18 protein-coding genes are annotated in these 14,542 nt (G+C 72.2%); all 18 read right to left on the bottom strand.

Going from position 1 to position 14,542, the window contains the following annotated elements; all coding sequences use genetic code 11:
- Positions 1-19: 19 nt before the first annotated feature.
- The gene (locus QMC84_RS17030; RefSeq protein WP_300376732.1) at positions 20-382 is read right to left on the bottom strand and encodes a hypothetical protein; all 363 of its coding nucleotides are present in this window, start codon (positions 380-382) and stop codon (positions 20-22) included.
- Entirely contained in the window at positions 379-675 is a 297-nt protein-coding gene (locus QMC84_RS17025; RefSeq protein ID WP_300376731.1) for a hypothetical protein, read from the bottom strand. The genes QMC84_RS17030 and QMC84_RS17025 overlap by 4 nt, the downstream gene beginning before the upstream one ends.
- 3 nt (positions 676-678) lie before the next feature.
- Positions 679-933, bottom strand: coding sequence for a hypothetical protein (locus QMC84_RS17020; RefSeq protein ID WP_300376730.1), 255 nt, complete (start codon positions 931-933; stop codon positions 679-681).
- Between the two features lie 2 nt (positions 934-935).
- Positions 936-1,145 carry a hypothetical protein gene (locus tag QMC84_RS17015; protein WP_300376729.1) on the bottom strand — a complete coding sequence of 70 codons (210 nt, stop codon included), beginning with the start codon at positions 1,143-1,145 and terminating at the stop codon, positions 936-938.
- Positions 1,146-1,183: 38 nt separating this feature from the next.
- Entirely contained in the window at positions 1,184-1,435 is a 252-nt protein-coding gene (locus tag QMC84_RS17010) for a hypothetical protein (protein ID WP_300376728.1), read from the bottom strand.
- Entirely contained in the window at positions 1,435-2,019 is a 585-nt protein-coding gene (locus QMC84_RS17005; protein ID WP_300376727.1) for an SRPBCC family protein, read from the bottom strand. Before QMC84_RS17005 ends, QMC84_RS17010 begins: the two co-directional genes overlap by 1 nt.
- Position 2,020: 1 nt before the next feature.
- Positions 2,021-2,920 carry an XdhC family protein gene (locus tag QMC84_RS17000; RefSeq protein WP_300376726.1) on the bottom strand — a complete coding sequence of 300 codons (900 nt, stop codon included), beginning with the start codon at positions 2,918-2,920 and terminating at the stop codon, positions 2,021-2,023.
- The gene (locus tag QMC84_RS16995; protein ID WP_300376725.1) at positions 2,917-5,331 is read right to left on the bottom strand and encodes an aerobic carbon-monoxide dehydrogenase large subunit; all 2,415 of its coding nucleotides are present in this window, start codon (positions 5,329-5,331) and stop codon (positions 2,917-2,919) included. Before QMC84_RS16995 ends, QMC84_RS17000 begins: the two co-directional genes overlap by 4 nt.
- Positions 5,328-5,873 carry a (2Fe-2S)-binding protein gene (locus QMC84_RS16990; RefSeq protein WP_300376724.1) on the bottom strand — a complete coding sequence of 182 codons (546 nt, stop codon included), beginning with the start codon at positions 5,871-5,873 and terminating at the stop codon, positions 5,328-5,330. The genes QMC84_RS16995 and QMC84_RS16990 overlap by 4 nt, the downstream gene beginning before the upstream one ends.
- On the bottom strand, positions 5,870-6,745 hold the full coding sequence (locus tag QMC84_RS16985) for a xanthine dehydrogenase family protein subunit M (protein ID WP_300376723.1): 876 nt from the start codon (positions 6,743-6,745) through the stop codon (positions 5,870-5,872). The genes QMC84_RS16990 and QMC84_RS16985 overlap by 4 nt, the downstream gene beginning before the upstream one ends.
- The gene (locus QMC84_RS16980; protein ID WP_300376722.1) at positions 6,745-7,002 is read right to left on the bottom strand and encodes a hypothetical protein; all 258 of its coding nucleotides are present in this window, start codon (positions 7,000-7,002) and stop codon (positions 6,745-6,747) included. The genes QMC84_RS16985 and QMC84_RS16980 overlap by 1 nt, the downstream gene beginning before the upstream one ends.
- Positions 7,003-7,199: 197 nt before the next feature.
- Positions 7,200-8,141: a hypothetical protein gene (locus tag QMC84_RS16975; RefSeq protein ID WP_300376721.1), complete on the bottom strand. Its 942-nt coding sequence runs from the start codon at positions 8,139-8,141 to the stop codon at positions 7,200-7,202.
- A 193-nt stretch (positions 8,142-8,334) separates the two neighbouring features.
- Positions 8,335-9,291 carry a LysR family transcriptional regulator gene (locus tag QMC84_RS16970; protein ID WP_300376720.1) on the bottom strand — a complete coding sequence of 319 codons (957 nt, stop codon included), beginning with the start codon at positions 9,289-9,291 and terminating at the stop codon, positions 8,335-8,337.
- Entirely contained in the window at positions 9,288-9,878 is a 591-nt protein-coding gene (locus QMC84_RS16965; protein WP_300376719.1) for a nucleotidyltransferase family protein, read from the bottom strand. The genes QMC84_RS16970 and QMC84_RS16965 overlap by 4 nt, the downstream gene beginning before the upstream one ends.
- Positions 9,859-12,243 (bottom strand): aerobic carbon-monoxide dehydrogenase large subunit, encoded by a 2,385-nt coding sequence (locus QMC84_RS16960; protein ID WP_300376718.1) that lies wholly within the window; start codon positions 12,241-12,243, stop codon positions 9,859-9,861. The genes QMC84_RS16965 and QMC84_RS16960 overlap by 20 nt, the downstream gene beginning before the upstream one ends.
- Entirely contained in the window at positions 12,240-12,716 is a 477-nt protein-coding gene (locus tag QMC84_RS16955; protein ID WP_300376717.1) for a (2Fe-2S)-binding protein, read from the bottom strand. Before QMC84_RS16955 ends, QMC84_RS16960 begins: the two co-directional genes overlap by 4 nt.
- Positions 12,707-13,585: a xanthine dehydrogenase family protein subunit M gene (locus QMC84_RS16950; protein WP_300376716.1), complete on the bottom strand. Its 879-nt coding sequence runs from the start codon at positions 13,583-13,585 to the stop codon at positions 12,707-12,709. The genes QMC84_RS16955 and QMC84_RS16950 overlap by 10 nt, the downstream gene beginning before the upstream one ends.
- A 53-nt stretch (positions 13,586-13,638) precedes the next feature.
- Positions 13,639-14,457 carry a hypothetical protein gene (locus QMC84_RS16945; protein ID WP_366145760.1) on the bottom strand — a complete coding sequence of 273 codons (819 nt, stop codon included), beginning with the start codon at positions 14,455-14,457 and terminating at the stop codon, positions 13,639-13,641.
- Between the last annotated feature and the right edge of the window lie 85 nt (positions 14,458-14,542).

Here is a 14,542-nt window from a genome sequence, read left to right as displayed (position 1 = left end):
TCACCGCCCGCCGCGGGCGTCAGCCCCCGACCGGCTCGTAGCCGACGGTGTCGTGCAGCCGCGACCGTCGGTGGCCCGACGCGGGTGCGGCGGGCGGGCGGGCGGTCGTCGACGGCTGGTACGTCGCGCCGGCGACGATGCCCTCGGCCATGCCGTACAGCAGCGGCAGCGCGCCGGCGACCACGCCGCCGGTGCGGTTGATGTGCTCGAGCCCGCCGAGGATCGGCTGCGCGTTCGCCTCGATGCGGTGCACGATCTCGGCGCACTCCTCGAGGTTCACCGCGATCCGCATCAGCTGGGTGCCGACGACGTACAGGTAGAACGCGAGCCCCGCGATCAGCAGCAGGATGTCGACGACGGAGAGAACGACGAGCGTGGTCACATCCGCACCTTTCCGAGGACCCGGCCGAGGAACAGGTGGTGCTCGAGACCCTCCGCGAGCACCGCGTCCACCCCGGCCGCGGTGGTGGCGATCAGTGCCGTGTCGTTCGTGTTGGTCTCCGCCTCGAGCAGCGTCGCCTTCACCGACGCGACCCGGGTGTCGATGGTGCGCACCTCGACCACCAGGATCGTCAGCAGCGCCGCGACCGCGAGGACGACGACGAAGCCCCCGATCACGGCCCCCCACCACAGGTTCTCCTGGGTGTCGGTCAGCATCGCGACCATGCCATTCATCCGTCAGCCTCCCAGGCGCTTCCGGCCGCGGTTCAGGCCCGCGACGATGGTTCCGGCGCTCTCGATCGTGGTGTTCAGCCCGGCCAGCCCGGCGGTGTTGGTCACCGACCGTCGCAGCGAGGCATCGATCGCCGCCGCCTGCTTCCCGATCTTGTGCGCGAGCAGCAGGATCGGCACGACCAGCGCCACCACGACGAGTACGACGACGATGCCGACCGTGTAGCCGATCGTCCATCCGGTCTCCGCCATCACGGTCATCGCTACACCGCCTCGCAGAAGTCGCGGACCGGCTTCAGGCTGGCGTTGACGGCCGCCACGGAGGCGGGCACGGTCGCGGTCCGGTCGGCGACGACGCCCACGCCGGCGAGCACGCCGTCGAGGGTCCTCGTGACCGCCATCAGGTGGCCGATCACGCGGATCAGGCCGAGCGCCGCGGCGGCGATGATCAGGACGGCGAGGACGACCGTCACCCAGGCAACCAATGGCATCTCACATCACCCCAACAGGCTCAGTTCAACAGTTTCGCGACGGAGCCGGCGTACCTGACCGCACCCTGCGAGACCGCCGCGACGGTCGCGCCGGTGGTCGCCAGCGTCTCGGGGACCTCCTCGAGGTCGGCGGCGAGCGCGCCGCCCCCCGCGAGGATGTCGTCGGCCGCGCCCCGGATCCGCTCGAGCGCGGCGAGGACGCGGTTGAGCAGCGCCACCAGCACGGGCACGACCGCGACCAGCAGGACGATGTTGCCGATCCACCACAGCATCAGCGGCTCCTCAGCTCGGGTCGGTAGGGGAGGAAGAAGCGGCGGAAGACGCGCATCAGCGCCATCCGGGCGGCCTGCAGCCCGATCGCGAACCCGCTGGCGGGCTTCGCCGTCGCGGCCACGGTCTCGCCACGCTCCAGCGCGTCGATGCGCTGCTGCGCGTTGGCCGCGAACTGGCCCATCAGCACGGCCGTGACGTCCGAGATCATGCCGCGGCCGTACTGCGCCGCGGCGCCGGAGAGCTGGAGGTCCTGCTCGAGATACACCTTGGTGCCGCGCCCCTCGGAGGTGAGCACGGCGGTCACCGTCATCGACGCCTGGCCACGGCCCTTCTTGTCGGCGCCGGACGCGTCGATGACCATCCGCTTCGCGGCGTCGTGACGCTCGACGATGCGCGCCTTGCCGTCGAACTCGAGCTTCACCGGGCCCATCCGGACCCCGACGCCGCCGCCGTACGTGTCGTCACCGAGGTCCTCGGTGAGCTCGGCCCCGGGCAGGCAGGCGGCGACCTGCGGCACGTCGCCGAAGAACGCCCACACCTTCTCGATCGGCTGGCCGACCTCGAAGTCGTTGCGCAGCAGCATGTCAGGCCTCCGCCTTCGCGAGGAACGCGTCGCGGCAGCCGACGCAGCAGAAGTGGTAGGTCGTGCCGTCGACCTCGGCCGGGAAGTGCGCGGCGTCGGCCGGCACGGTCATCCCGCACACCGGGTCGACCACGTCCGCCACGGTGAGCAGGGGGAGCGCCCGGCGTACCGGCTCGACGGCGAAGCCTCCGGCAGCGCGCACCTGGACCAGCTCGGCGAGGATCGACACCGCGATCTCCTGGTGGGTGGTGCGGCCGAGGTCGAGGCCGACCGGAGTGCGCACCCGCTCCAGCAGGTGCTGCGGGACGCCGCGCTCGCCGAGGTAGCCCAGCACCGCCTCCCCGCGCTTGTGCGAGGCGACCAGGCCGAGGTACGCCGGCATCGCCGAGGCCGCGTGACGGACCACGTCCTCGTCGCCGTGCCCCTGGGTGGCGACCACGACGACCGAGCGCTGGTCGACCTCGGCACCGACGAAGTCCGAGCCGTCGATGAGCTCGGTCCGCCAGCCGAGGGCCCGGGCCAGCTGCGCCAGCGTCTGGGCCATCGGCGAGCGGCCGACGACGACCAGGTGCACGGGCGGGTGGACGGGCTCGATGTAGATCTGCAACGCACCCTCGCTCTGGCAGGACATCGGGATCGCGGTCATCCCCTCGGGCAGCACCAGCTCGTCACTCGCGCCGAGGTACAGCAGCCGCGGCTCGCCCTCGCGGATCACCCGCTGCGCCTCGCGGATGACGGTCGGCTCGGCGCACGCCCCACCGATCCAGCCGTGCACCTGGCCGTCGGCGGTGACGTAGGCGCGCGACCCGATCTGGCCGGACGACGGCGCCTGCCGCCAGACGACCGTGGCGACGGCGTACTCCTGGCCTCCGAGGTCGGCGGAGATGTCGGGCTCGTTCATGCGTCGGTCCTGATCGGAGGAGCGCCGGACACGTCGTGGCGCTGGGTGATCGCCTCGTAGACGCGGTCGGGCAGCAGCGGCATGTCGACGTTCCGCACGCCGTACTGCTTGACCGCGTCCATGACGGCGTTGACGAACGCCGCCGGGCCGCCGACCGTCGCGCACTCGCCGATGCCCTTGGCGCCGATCGGGTGGTGCGGGCACGGCGTGACGACCTCGTGCAGCTCGTAGCCGGGCGTCTCCCACGCGGTCGGGAGCAGGTAGTCCATGAAGTTCGAGCCGATGCAGTTGCCGTCGGCGTCGAAGGTGATGAACTGCATGGACGACATGGCGTACGCCTCGGTGAGGCCGCCCATGATCTGGCCCTCGACGATCATCGGGTTGATGCGCACCCCGCAGTCGTCGACGGCCACCACGCGGAGCACGTCCCACACGCCCGTCATCGGGTCGACCTCGACCGTGACGATGTAGCAGCCGAACGGCCAGGTCAGGTTGGGCGGGTCGTAGTAGGCGTTGGCCTCCAGCCCGGGCTCGAGGCCGTCGGGCATGTTGGAGTACGCCGCCATCGCGCACTCCTGGATCGTGACGCCACGGTCCGGCGCGGACCGGACGTAGAACCGGCCGAGCTCCCACTCGACGTCCTCCTCGGACACCTCGAGCAGGTGGGCGGCGAGCTTGCGCGCCTTGGCCCGGATCTTGCGCGACACCATCGCGACCGCCGCGCCGGCGACCGGCGTGCTGCGCGAGGCGTAGGTGCCCATGCCGAACGGCGCGGTGTCGGTGTCGCCCTCCTCGACGACGATGTCCTCGGCCGGGATGCCCAGCTCGTGCGCGACGATCTGCGCCCACGTGGTCTCGTGGCCCTGGCCCTGGGACTTCGCGCCGGTGCGCAGGATCGCCTTGCCGGTCATGTGGACCCGCAGCTCGGCGGAGTCGAACATCTTGATGCCGAGGATGTCGTACTCGCGGCTGTTGCCGGCGCCGAGCGGCTCGGTCATGCAGGAGATGCCGATCCCGAGCAGCCGCCCCTGCTTCGCGGCCTCGGCCTGCTCGCGCCGGAAGCCCTCGTAGTCGATCGCGTCGAGGCCGACCTGGAGGCACTTGGCGTACTGGCCGGAGTCGGTGAGGAAGCCGAACGGGGTGCGGTGCGGGAAGTCGTCGTCGCGGACGAAGTTCATCCGGCGGAACTCCGCCTGGTCGATGCCCAGCTCGTCGGCGGCCGCCTGCATCATCCGCTCCTGGAAGAACATCGCCTCGGTGACGCGGAACGAGCACCGGTACGCGACGCCGCCCGGCGCCTTGTTCGTGTAGACGCCGCGCGCGGTCAGGTGCGCGGTCGGGATGTCGTAGCAGGAGAACGTCGAGTGCAGCAGGCCGATCTTGAACTTGCTCGGCTGGGCGTCGCCGAAGAACGCGCCGTGGTCGGAGTCGGTGTGCATCCGGACGGCGAGGATCTTGCCGTCGCGGCGCAGCGCCATCTCACCCTCGAGGTAGACGTCGCGGCCGAACCCGGTGGAGATCAGGTTGCCGCTGCGGTCCTCGATCCACTTGACCGGCCGCTCCAGCAGGATCGACGCGAGGATCGACATCACGTAGCCCGGGTAGACCGGCACCTTGTTGCCGAAGCCGCCGCCGAGGTCCGGCGAGACGATCCGGATCAAGTGCTCGGGGAGCTCGGCGATCAGCGCGACCGCGGCCCGCACGATGTGCGGCGCCTGGGTGGTCATGTAGACGGTCAGCTTGCCGGTGGCGCGGTCGAAGTCGGCGACCGATCCGCAGCACTCCAGCGGCGACGGGTGCGAGCGCGGGTAGTGCATCCGGATCGTCGAGACGTGGTCGGCCTCCGCGAACGCACGGTCGGTGCCGGCCCGGTCGCCGACCTCCCAGTCGAAGATGACGTTGTCGGCCTGGCCCTCCTTGTCGTCCCGGATGATCGGGGCGTCGGGGGCCGTCGCCTGGGTCGGGTTCACGATCACCGGCAGCTGCTCGTACTCGACCTCGATCGCCTCGCAGGCGTCCTTGGCGATGTACGGGTCGTCGGCGATCACGCAGGCGACCTCCTGGCCCTGGAAGCGCACCTTGTCGGTGGCCAGCACGGCCTGCGTGTCGTAGCTCAGCGTCGGCATCCAGGCCAGGTTGCGGGTCGCCATCATCTCGCCGGTGAGCACCAGGCGTACGCCGGGGATGTCCCACGCCCTGCTGGCGTCGATGGAGACGATCCTGGCGTGCGCGACGGGGCTGCGCAGGATCTCCATGTGCAGCATTCCGGGCAGCACCACGTCGTCGACGTAGTGGCCCCGGCCGCGGAGGAAGCGGTTGTCCTCGACGCGCTTGCGGCTCGCGCCCATCCCGCCGATCTTGATCTCGTCCAGGGCCCGGCTGGTCGTCGGTGCGGGCTCGGTGGCGGTCACTCGCTCTCACCGCCCTGCGTCTTCGCGGTGTTCATCTTCTGGGCGGCCCAGAGCACCGACTTCACGATGTTCTGGTAGCCGGTGCAACGGCACAGGTTGCCAGACAGCGCGAACCGCACCTCGTCCTCGGTCGGGTCGGGGTTCTCCTCGAGCAGCGCCTTCGCGGCCAGCATCATGCCCGGGGTGCAGAAGCCGCACTGCAGGCCGTGCTCGTCCTTGAAGCCCTCCTGCAGCGGGTGCAGCTCGCTCGGTCCGGCCAGCCCCTCGACCGTGGTCACCTCGTGGCCGTCGGCCTGCACCGCGAGCATCGTGCAGCTCTTCGCCGGCAGCCCGTCGACCAGCACGGTGCAGGCGCCGCAGTTCGTGGTGTCGCAGCCGGTGTGGGTGCCGGTGAGCTTGAACCCCTGGCGAAGCAGGTGCGCGAGCAGCAGCCGCGGCTCGACGTCTGCGGTACGCCGCTGGCCGTTGACGCTGACCGTGATCCGGCGTACCGGCACGTCCTCGGCTGCGGCCTGGGGGATCTCTTCGTACAGGCTCGTCATGCTGCCGCCTCGCTGGTCTGGGACACCCGGGTCAGGATCCGGGTCACGAACGTGTGGATGACGTGCCGCTTGTACGCCGCGCTGCCGCGGTGGTCGGACGTCGGCTGCGCCGCCTCGGCCGCGAGGTCGGCGGCCCGCATGATCGCCTCGCCCGTCAGGCCCTGCCCGACGAGCGAGTCGGCGGCGGCGCGGGCGTCGACGGTGCGGCTGCCGACCCCGGTGAGGGCGATACCGGCCCGGACGACCCGATCGCCGTCGATCTCCAGCGCGACGGCGGTCCCGGCGGTGGCGAAGTCGCCGACCCGGCGCTCGAGCTTGAGGAAGCCGCCGGCGACCCGGGCGCGGGGCGGCGGGAGGACGGCCTCGACCGCGACCTCGTCGTACGCGAGGACGTTCTGGAACGGCCCGGTCACGAAGTCGGTGATCGCGATGTCCCGCCGACCGCCCGGGCCCTGCGCGACGACGTGACCGCCGAGGGCGGTGACCACCGCGGCCCAGTCACCTTGGGGATCCGCGTGGCACAGCGAGCCGACCAGGGTGCCGCGGGTGCGTACGACCGGATCGGCGATCAGCGGAGCGGCGGCGGCCATCACCGGCTGGGCCTGCGCGACGTCGAGCGACCGCTCGAGGTCGCGGTGCCGGCACAGCGCGCCGACCCGGATGCCCCCGTCGGCTGCGACGTCCAGGTGGTCGAGGCCGGGCAGGTTGTTGATGTCGACGAGCAGCTCGGGCGCCGCGAAGCGCAGCTTCATCAGCGGGACCAGGCTTTGGCCGCCGGCCAGGACCTTGGCCTCCGCGCCGCCCTCGTGGAGGAGCTGGATCGCCTCGTCGATCGTGCGCGGCGCCTCGTACCGGAACCGGGAGGGGTACATCAGTCCCCCTCCTGTCGGTGCTGCGGCGCCGTCGGGTCCGGGATCGCGACCGGCAGCGACTCGACGTCCGTGGGGTCGGGGCGCGGGTGCTGGTGCGGCGGCCACGGCCCCTGCACCGGCTGCCCGGCGACCTTGAGGAACTCGACGAACTCGGGGAAGGCCCACACGGTCGGGCTCTTGCCGGTCTTGGGCGCGTTGGCGATCAGCTCGTACATCCGGGGGTTACCCCGGCTGTGACCATCGGACTCGACAGGCACAGGCCGCCTCCTCGGGGTGAGTGGTGGCGTCACTGTGCTCCCCGTCACAGGGGGCGTCTACAGCGGATCAAGGGTTCGCTTAGGTGGCCCCCGCGTGCTGCTGCCTGCGGGACGTCATACGGAGGGTGGAGGGGGACACACTGTCCGTATGACGTCCCGGCGGGGTGCGGGCGGCGGGGAGGCGGGGGCGGGGTGGGTCAGGCGGCGGCCGGCCGCCAGCCGCCGTCCCGGAGGCCCTGCTCGACCTGTGCGAAGAACTCGGCCGGCCGGAGGCGGAGCCCCAGCAACGGCAGCCGCAGGAACGTCTCGCCCTGGAGCACCACGGCGTTCTGTCGCAGCGCATCACCGACGACGTTCTCGGCCCAGGTGTGGTGGATGCCGTCGATCTCGAGCACCAGGCCGAACTCGGGCCAGTACAGGTCGAGGTAGTAGCGGTTCCGCCCGTCTCGGCGCAGCACCTGGCGCGCGGGAGTCGGGAGTCCCCGCCTGCGCAGCTCACGCGCCACGTCGATCTCGCCCAACGACCGGGCTCCGTCGAGCAGCTCGTTGAGGATCTCGTGGAGCAGGAGCCGGCGCTTGTCCCGCCTGATCCGCAGCATCTCCTCGCCGAGCGTCGTCGGCGGTGCCAGCCCCTGCTGCACGGTGATCGTGAGCACGTAGGTCGCCTCCCGGTCGGTGCGCGCCCACAGCGCGGCCCGGATCGTCGCGGTCTCGACGCGGGTCCGCGGGATCCCGTCGCCGACGATGTCGGCTGCCTCCCAACGGCGGGTCTGCCGGATGTTGAAGCGCCGGTTGCGCCGGACTCGTGCGCCGCGCGGCACCGATACCCGGACGGGATGGAGCTCGTAGCGCTCGAGGCCTGCCGCGACGAGTGCGGACCCGCCGTCGAGGCAGGCCCGCGGCCCGCCCTGGAAGACCGCGGCCCACCTCTCGCCCTCGCCGGACAGCTCGGAGTTGTGCAACTGCACGGACTGGTCACCAATCAGCTGCCAGCGCCGAGCTCGTACCTGCCCCGAGATCTCCCAGCGGGTGATCCCGAGCGCGTAGAGCTGCGGCCGGGAGAGCACACCGCCCTGCCGCTCCGCCAGCTCGCGGGCGGCGGCGAAGCGGTCGTCGTCGTACGAGGGTCCTCGAGTCATGTCGCACCACCGTGGACCGTCGGTGCGACATCGCGCTCGCCGCGCGACGTTCACGGTGGATGTCCCTGCACCCCGCCGCGGCTGTGGACGCCGACCGGGCTCGCGCTCCCCTCGCCTCCCCGGGACGTCATACGGAGGGTGGAGGGGGACACACTGTCCGTATGACGTCCCGGCGGGGCGCGGGGGCGCGGCCTCAGCTCCAGAGCGTCACGTGCACGGCGGGCTTGAACCGGCCGTGGGTGACGCCGCGGCCGCGCAGCATCGCCTGGGTGGCGCGGGGCGTGGTGACGAAGCGCGCCATCTCCGCAGCGGCCGGCGTGGCCCGCTCGCCGCCGAGGATCGAGATGTTCCAGGTGCCCTGGCCCTGGACCGGGCGGCCGGGCACGCGGACCAGCGCGCCGGCGGCGAGGTCCTGGGCGACCGCGAACGCCACCGCGAGGGTGATCCCCGCGCCGCGCTTGGCCTCCTCGAGCGCCGCGGCGTGGGACTGGAAGATCTGCTGTCGCTCCTCGGGTACGCCGATCCGCTGCAACAGCCCCGGGATCACTCCGGAGTCGTCGGCCGCCGACGGTCCGACCAGCCAGGTCTGGTCGCGCAGCATGGCGATGCCGGGCTGGCCACGCGTGATCGGGTGCTCGGGGCTCACGACCGCGAGCACCTGGTAGTTGAGGAACAGCTTGCTGGTCAGCGCCGGGTCGCCGGTGGCCGGGCGCGGGCCGACGGTCGCGTCGACGGTGCGGGTGAGGAGGAGCTGCTCGAAGTCCCGGGCGCGGTGGACGCTGAGCTCGACGTCGAGGTCGTGGGCGCGGTCGGCGAACAGGCCGATCAGCCCCGGCGCGGCGTACTCCGCGAACAGCGCGGTGGTGCCCAGCCGCAACATCCGGCGGCCGACGCCGGCCTCGCGCACCTCGAGCACGGTGCGGTCCTGGAGGCCGAGCAGCTCGACCGCGCGGCTGGCGAGCCGGAGCCCGCCGGGTGTGAACGCGAGGCCGGACGCGGTGCGGCTGAAGAGCTGGTCGCCGAGCTCCTTGCGCAGCTGGCCGACATGCAGCGAGACCGCGGCCTCGGACACCTCGAGCTCGGCTGCCGCCGCCTTCACCGAGCCGAGCCGTACGACGGTCGCGAACGCGCGGAGCTGGGTCGGGGTCACCGGGCCCACCTCGCCAGCAGCGCCTCGTACTCGGCCTCGATGTCGACGTCGGCGGGGACAGGCCCATCGACGTCCACGGTCACGAGCGAGGGTCCGGCGGCGTCCACGAGCCGCCACACAGCCTTGTCGCCGTGGAGGCTCGCCAGCTCGCCGAACAGGGCGCGCCCCAGCCAGAACGGGTGGCCGAGACCGTCGTCGTACCGGCACACCGCGAGGTCCGCGTCGACAGCGGCCACCGCCCGCACCGCGGACTCGGAGATCTCCGGCTGGTCGCCGAGCATCAGCACGAAGCCCGCGGCCGAGCTGACGGCAGGCAGCGCCGCCCCGATCGAGGACGAGCAGCCGGCGCCGAAGTCCGGGTTGCGCACCACGTCCACGCCCGTGAGGTCGACGGTCGCGGCGACGTCGTCGGCCGCGCCGCCCAGGGCGACGACGACCTGGCCGAACCCGCACCGGCGCACGACCGACAGCGTCGCGTCGAGCAGCGTCGCGTCGCCGAGCGGCAGGAGCTGCTTGGGCCGGCCGAGACGGGACGAGCCACCGGCCGCCAGCACGAGCGCGGTGACGTCACTGAGGAGGCGTGGCACGGCCCTGCATCGCCTCCCAGACTCGCGACGGGGTGAGCGGCATGTCGGCGTGCCGCACACCGTACGGCGCGAGCGCGTCGATCACCGCGTTGACGACCGCCGGCGGCGAGCCGACGGTCGCGGACTCGCCGACGCCCTTGGCGCCGATCGGGTGGTGCGGTGACGGGGTGACCGTCATCCCGGTCTCCCAGTCGGGCACCTCCTTGGCGGTCGGGATCAGGTAGTCCATGAGCGAGCCGCCGAGGCAGTTGCCGTGCTCGTCGTAGCCGATGAACTGCATCAGGGCCATGCCGACGCCGTCGGTCAGGCCGCCGTGGATCTGGCCCTCCACGATCATCTCGTTGATGCGGGTGCCGCAGTCGTCGACGGCGATGAACCGCCGTACCTTCACGACCGCGGTGCCGGGGTCGATGTCGACGACGCAGATGTAGGCGCCGTAGGGGTAGGTGAGGCTGTCGGGGTTGTAGGACACCTGCGCGTCCAGCCCGCCCTCGACGCCCTCGGGCAGGTCGCCGGCGCCGTGCGCGCGCATCGCGACCTGCTCGATCGTGACCCCGGAGTCCGGCACGCCGCGCACGTCGAACCGTCCCCCAGAGCTGTCCTTGGTCCACTCCAGGTCCTCCGGCGCCACCTCGAGCATCCCGGCCGCGATCAGCCGCGCCTTCTCGCGCACCCGCCGCGACGCGATCACCGCCGCCGCCCCGGACACCGGGGTCGACCGGGACCCGTAGGTCCCCAGCCCGTACGGCGTGTTGTCGGTGTCGCCGTGCACGACGTCGACGTTCTCGGGGTGGATGCCGAGCTCCTCGGCGACCAGCTGGGCGAACGTCGTCTCGTGCCCCTGCCCCTGGGTCTGCACCGAGATCCGCAGCACCGCCGACCCGGTCGGGTGCACCCGCAGCTCGCAACCGTCGGCCATGCCGAGGCCGAGCATGTCCATGTCCTTGCGCGGCCCGGCGCCGACGGCCTCGGTGAAGAAGGAGACACCGATCCCCATCAGGCTCTGGCCGTCTCCGGCGTGCTCCCGCCGCGCGGCCTGCTCGGCGCGGAGCTCGTCGTACCCGGCGATCCGCAGCGCCTCCTGCATCGTCGTCGCGTAGTCGCCCGAGTCGTACACCCACCCGGTGCGGGAGGTGTACGGGAACTGATCGCTGCGGATGAAGTTGCGCAGCCGGAGCTCGACCGGGTCGACGCCCAGCTCGTCGGCGAGCAGGTCGACCATCCGCTCGACGAGGTAGACGGCCTCGGCGATGCGGAACGAGCAGGCGTACGCGACCCCGCCCGGCGCCTTGTTCGTGTGCACCGCGGTCATCGAGCAGTACGCCGCCTCGATGTCGTAGCTGCCGGTGAACACGCCGAAGAACCCACCGGGGAACTTCCGCGGCGCGGCAGTGCCGTTGAACGCGCCGTGGTCCGCGAGCACGTGGCTGCGCAGCGCGAGGATCCGCCCGTCGCGGGTCGCGGCGATCTCGCCCTGCATGACGTAGTCGCGGGCGAAGCCGGACGCGATCAGGTTCTCGGTGCGGTCCTCGGTCCACTTCACCGGCCTGCCGGTGAGCATCGAGCCGACGATCGCGCAGACGTAGCCGGGGTAGATCGGCACCTTGTTGCCGAAGCCGCCACCGATGTCCGGCGAGATCACCCGGATCCGGTGCTCGGGGATGCCGGCGAACATCGAGTACAGCGTGCGGTGCGCGTGCGGCGCCTGGGTGGTCGCCCAGAGGACGAGCTTCTCCTCGACCCGGTCGTAGTCGGCGACCGCCCCGCAGGTCTCCAGCGGCGCCGGGTGCACGCGTGGGAACACCATCTCCTGGCGGACGACGACCTCGGCCCGGTCGAACACCGCCGCGGTTGCGGCCGCGTCGCCGGTCTCCCAGTCGAAGCAGTGGTTGTCGGCCTTGCCCGCGACGTCATCGCGGATGAGTGGCGCGTCCGGGTCGAGCGCGCGGCGGGCGTCCACGACCGGCGGGAGCACGTCGTACTCGACGTCGATCAGCTCGAGCGCGTCGCGCGCGGAGTACCGGTCCTCGGCGACGACGAACGCGACCTCCTGGCCCTGGAACCGCACCTTGTCGGTGGCCAGCACGGCCTGCCGGTCGCCGGAGAGCGTGGGCATCCAGGCCAGACCGCGCTCCTCGAGCATCGCGCCGGTGACGACCGCCTTGACCTTCGGGTGCGCCTCGGCGGCCAGGGTGTCGACGGAGACGATCCGGGCGTGCGCGACCGGCGACCGGAGCACGGCGAGGTGCAGCATGCCCGGCAGCGCGATGTCGTCGAGGAACTTCCCGCGGCCGCGCACGAACCGCCGGTCCTCCTTGCGGAGCATCCGGCCGTGCCCGACCGGGCCCCGGTCGACCGTCGTCATGCCTCGCTCCTCCCCTCCGGGTGCACGGCGGCCCAGCGCACCGACCGAACGATGGACGCGTAGCCGGTGCACCGGCAGATCTGCCCGGAGATCGCCTCGCGGATCACGTCCTCGCTCGGGTCCGGGTCGCGGTCGAGCAGCGCCCGAGCCGACATAAGCATCCCCGGGGTGCAGAACCCGCACTGCAGGCCGTGGCACTCCATGAAGCCCTGCTGCACCGGGTCGAGAACCTCGTCCTGTTCGAGGTCCTCGACGGTGCGGACGTCGTGCCCCCCGGCCATCGCGGTGAGCACCGTGCACGACTTGACCGGCTCGTCGTCGTACAGGACGACGCAGCTGCCGCAGTTGCTCGTGTCGCAGCCCCAGTGCGTGCCGGTCAGGCCGAGCTCGTCGCGCAGGAAGTGCACCAGCAGCAGCCGCGCCTCGACGTCGCGGGTGACGGGCTCGCCGTTGACGCTCAACGTCACCTCCACGCGACCACCCGCTCCCAGGCCGTGCGGAGGGTACGCCGGGTGAGCTCGCCGGCCAGGTGGCGCTTGTAGTCCGCGCTCCCCCGACTGTCGGTGACCGGCCGGCAGGCGGCCTCCGCGATCGCCGCGGCCTCGGTCCAGGCGTCCTCGCCCGGCGCCCGCCCGCGCAGCGCCTCCGAGATCGCAGGGATCCCGGTGGTGTTGGGTCCGACCGCGGCGAGGCCGACCCGGGCGTCGGCGATCGTGCCGTGCTCGTCGAGCCAGAGCGCGGCGCCGGCCGCGGCGACCGCCCAGTCACCGGCCCGGCGGTCGACCTTCGCGTAGGCACTGCTGCCGTGCGGGCGCATCGGGATGCGCACCTCGATCAGCATCTCGTCGTGCCGGACCGCCGTCTCGTACGGCCCGCGGTGGAAGTCGTCCATGGACACCACCCGCTCGCCGTCGCGGCCGCGGATCACGCAGCTGGCGTCGAGCGTCGTGCAGACCGAGGAGAGGTCCTCGGAGGGGTCGGCCTGGCAGAGCGCACCGCCGAGCGTGCCCCGGTTGCGGACCGGCGGGTCGGCGATCACCCGCTCGGCGTCGCGGAAGATCGGGCAGACCTCCGCGAGCGCGACCGACTCGAGCAGCTCCCGGTGCCGGGTCATCGCACCGATCCGCACCCGGGTCGCGCCGATGTCGATGTAGCTCAGCTGGCCGTGCAGGTCGTTGATGTCGATGAGGTACTCGGGGTTGGCCAGCCGCAGCTTCATCATCGGCAGCAGGCTGTGCCCGCCGGCGATCAGCCGCGCCTCGTCGCCGAGCCGCGTCAGCAGCCCGATCGCATGCTCGACGCTGGTCGCGCGCTCGTACTCGATCGGCGCCGGTACCTGCACGCGGCCGATGCTACGGGGACCCACCCCGACGGGTGGGAAATCGTCCGGAGCGATCAGTGACCGCTCGGGCTCCAGCCCGTCGAGCCCGGTGGCGGTGCGCTGGTGAGGACGACGAGTCGCTGGGTGGTGCGGGTCATCGCGACGTACCGGTCGACGGCGCCCTCGACGCCGGCGCCGAAGGTGTCGGGGTCGACGAGCACGACGAGGTCGAACTCGAGGCCCTTGGCGAGCTCCGGGGTCAGCGAACGGACCCGCCCGGTCGGGCCGAGCCCCTCGACCGCGGGCGCGGCGATGACGGCGGCGATGCCCTCGGCGTGCGCGGCGAGCCAGGAGCCGAGGACCGTGGCCAGGTCCGCCGCCGGGCCGTGCTGGACCGGCACGCCGGTGCTCCGGACCGACACGGGGACGTTGGCGTCGGGCAGGGCCGCGCGGATCACCGGCTCCGCCTCGGCCATCACCTCCTCCGGCGTCCGGTAGTTGATGCTCAGCGAGGCCAGCTCGACCCGATCGAGCCCGATCCGGTGCAGCCGCTCCGCCCAGGACTCCGCGAACCCGTGCCGGGCCTGGGCGCGGTCCCCGACGATCGTGAGGCTGCGCGAGGGGCAGCGCAGCAGCAGCATCTGCCACTCCGCGTCGGTCAGCTCCTGGGCCTCGTCCACCACGACGTGCGCGAACGGCCCGGCCAGCAGGTCCGGGTCGGGCCTCGAGACGGCGTCCTCGTCGACCAGCGCGCCCTGCAGGTCCTCGACCCGCAGCATCGATATCACGCGCATCTCGGAGTCGTCGGTCGCGATCAGGTGGTCGACCACGTGGGACATCTCCTCCGCCTGCGCGGCGAGCGCGGCCTCCCGCTGGCGCCGGCGCCTCGACACGTCCGGCTCGCCCAGCCGCTGCGGACGATCTCCTGCTTCTGCTCGTCGGTGAAGACGTTCTCGATCACCTTGACCTGGATCAGTG

Origin of the sequence: Nocardioides sp. (assembly GCF_030019515.1) — a bacterium.
In the GTDB taxonomy this organism is placed as follows: Bacteria; Actinomycetota; Actinomycetes; order Propionibacteriales; family Nocardioidaceae; genus Nocardioides.
This window is presented reverse-complemented; position numbering and strand designations above follow the sequence as displayed.

What these genes read in the sequence shown, in the direction of transcription:
- QMC84_RS17025 (WP_300376731.1), bottom strand. Translation starts at nt 675, where the DNA reads ATGAATGGCATGGTCGCGATGCTGACCGACACCCAGGAGAACCTGTGG.
- QMC84_RS17020 (WP_300376730.1), bottom strand. Translation starts at nt 933, where the DNA reads ATGACCGTGATGGCGGAGACCGGATGGACGATCGGCTACACGGTCGGC.
- QMC84_RS17010 (WP_300376728.1), bottom strand. Translation starts at nt 1,435, where the DNA reads ATGCTGTGGTGGATCGGCAACATCGTCCTGCTGGTCGCGGTCGTGCCC.
- QMC84_RS17005 (WP_300376727.1), bottom strand. Translation starts at nt 2,019, where the DNA reads ATGCTGCTGCGCAACGACTTCGAGGTCGGCCAGCCGATCGAGAAGGTG.
- QMC84_RS17000 (WP_300376726.1), bottom strand. Translation starts at nt 2,920, where the DNA reads ATGAACGAGCCCGACATCTCCGCCGACCTCGGAGGCCAGGAGTACGCC.
- QMC84_RS16990 (WP_300376724.1), bottom strand. Translation starts at nt 5,873, where the DNA reads ATGACGAGCCTGTACGAAGAGATCCCCCAGGCCGCAGCCGAGGACGTG.
- QMC84_RS16985 (WP_300376723.1), bottom strand. Translation starts at nt 6,745, where the DNA reads ATGTACCCCTCCCGGTTCCGGTACGAGGCGCCGCGCACGATCGACGAG.
- QMC84_RS16975 (WP_300376721.1), bottom strand. Translation starts at nt 8,141, where the DNA reads ATGACTCGAGGACCCTCGTACGACGACGACCGCTTCGCCGCCGCCCGC.
- QMC84_RS16960 (WP_300376718.1), bottom strand. Translation starts at nt 12,243, where the DNA reads ATGACGACGGTCGACCGGGGCCCGGTCGGGCACGGCCGGATGCTCCGC.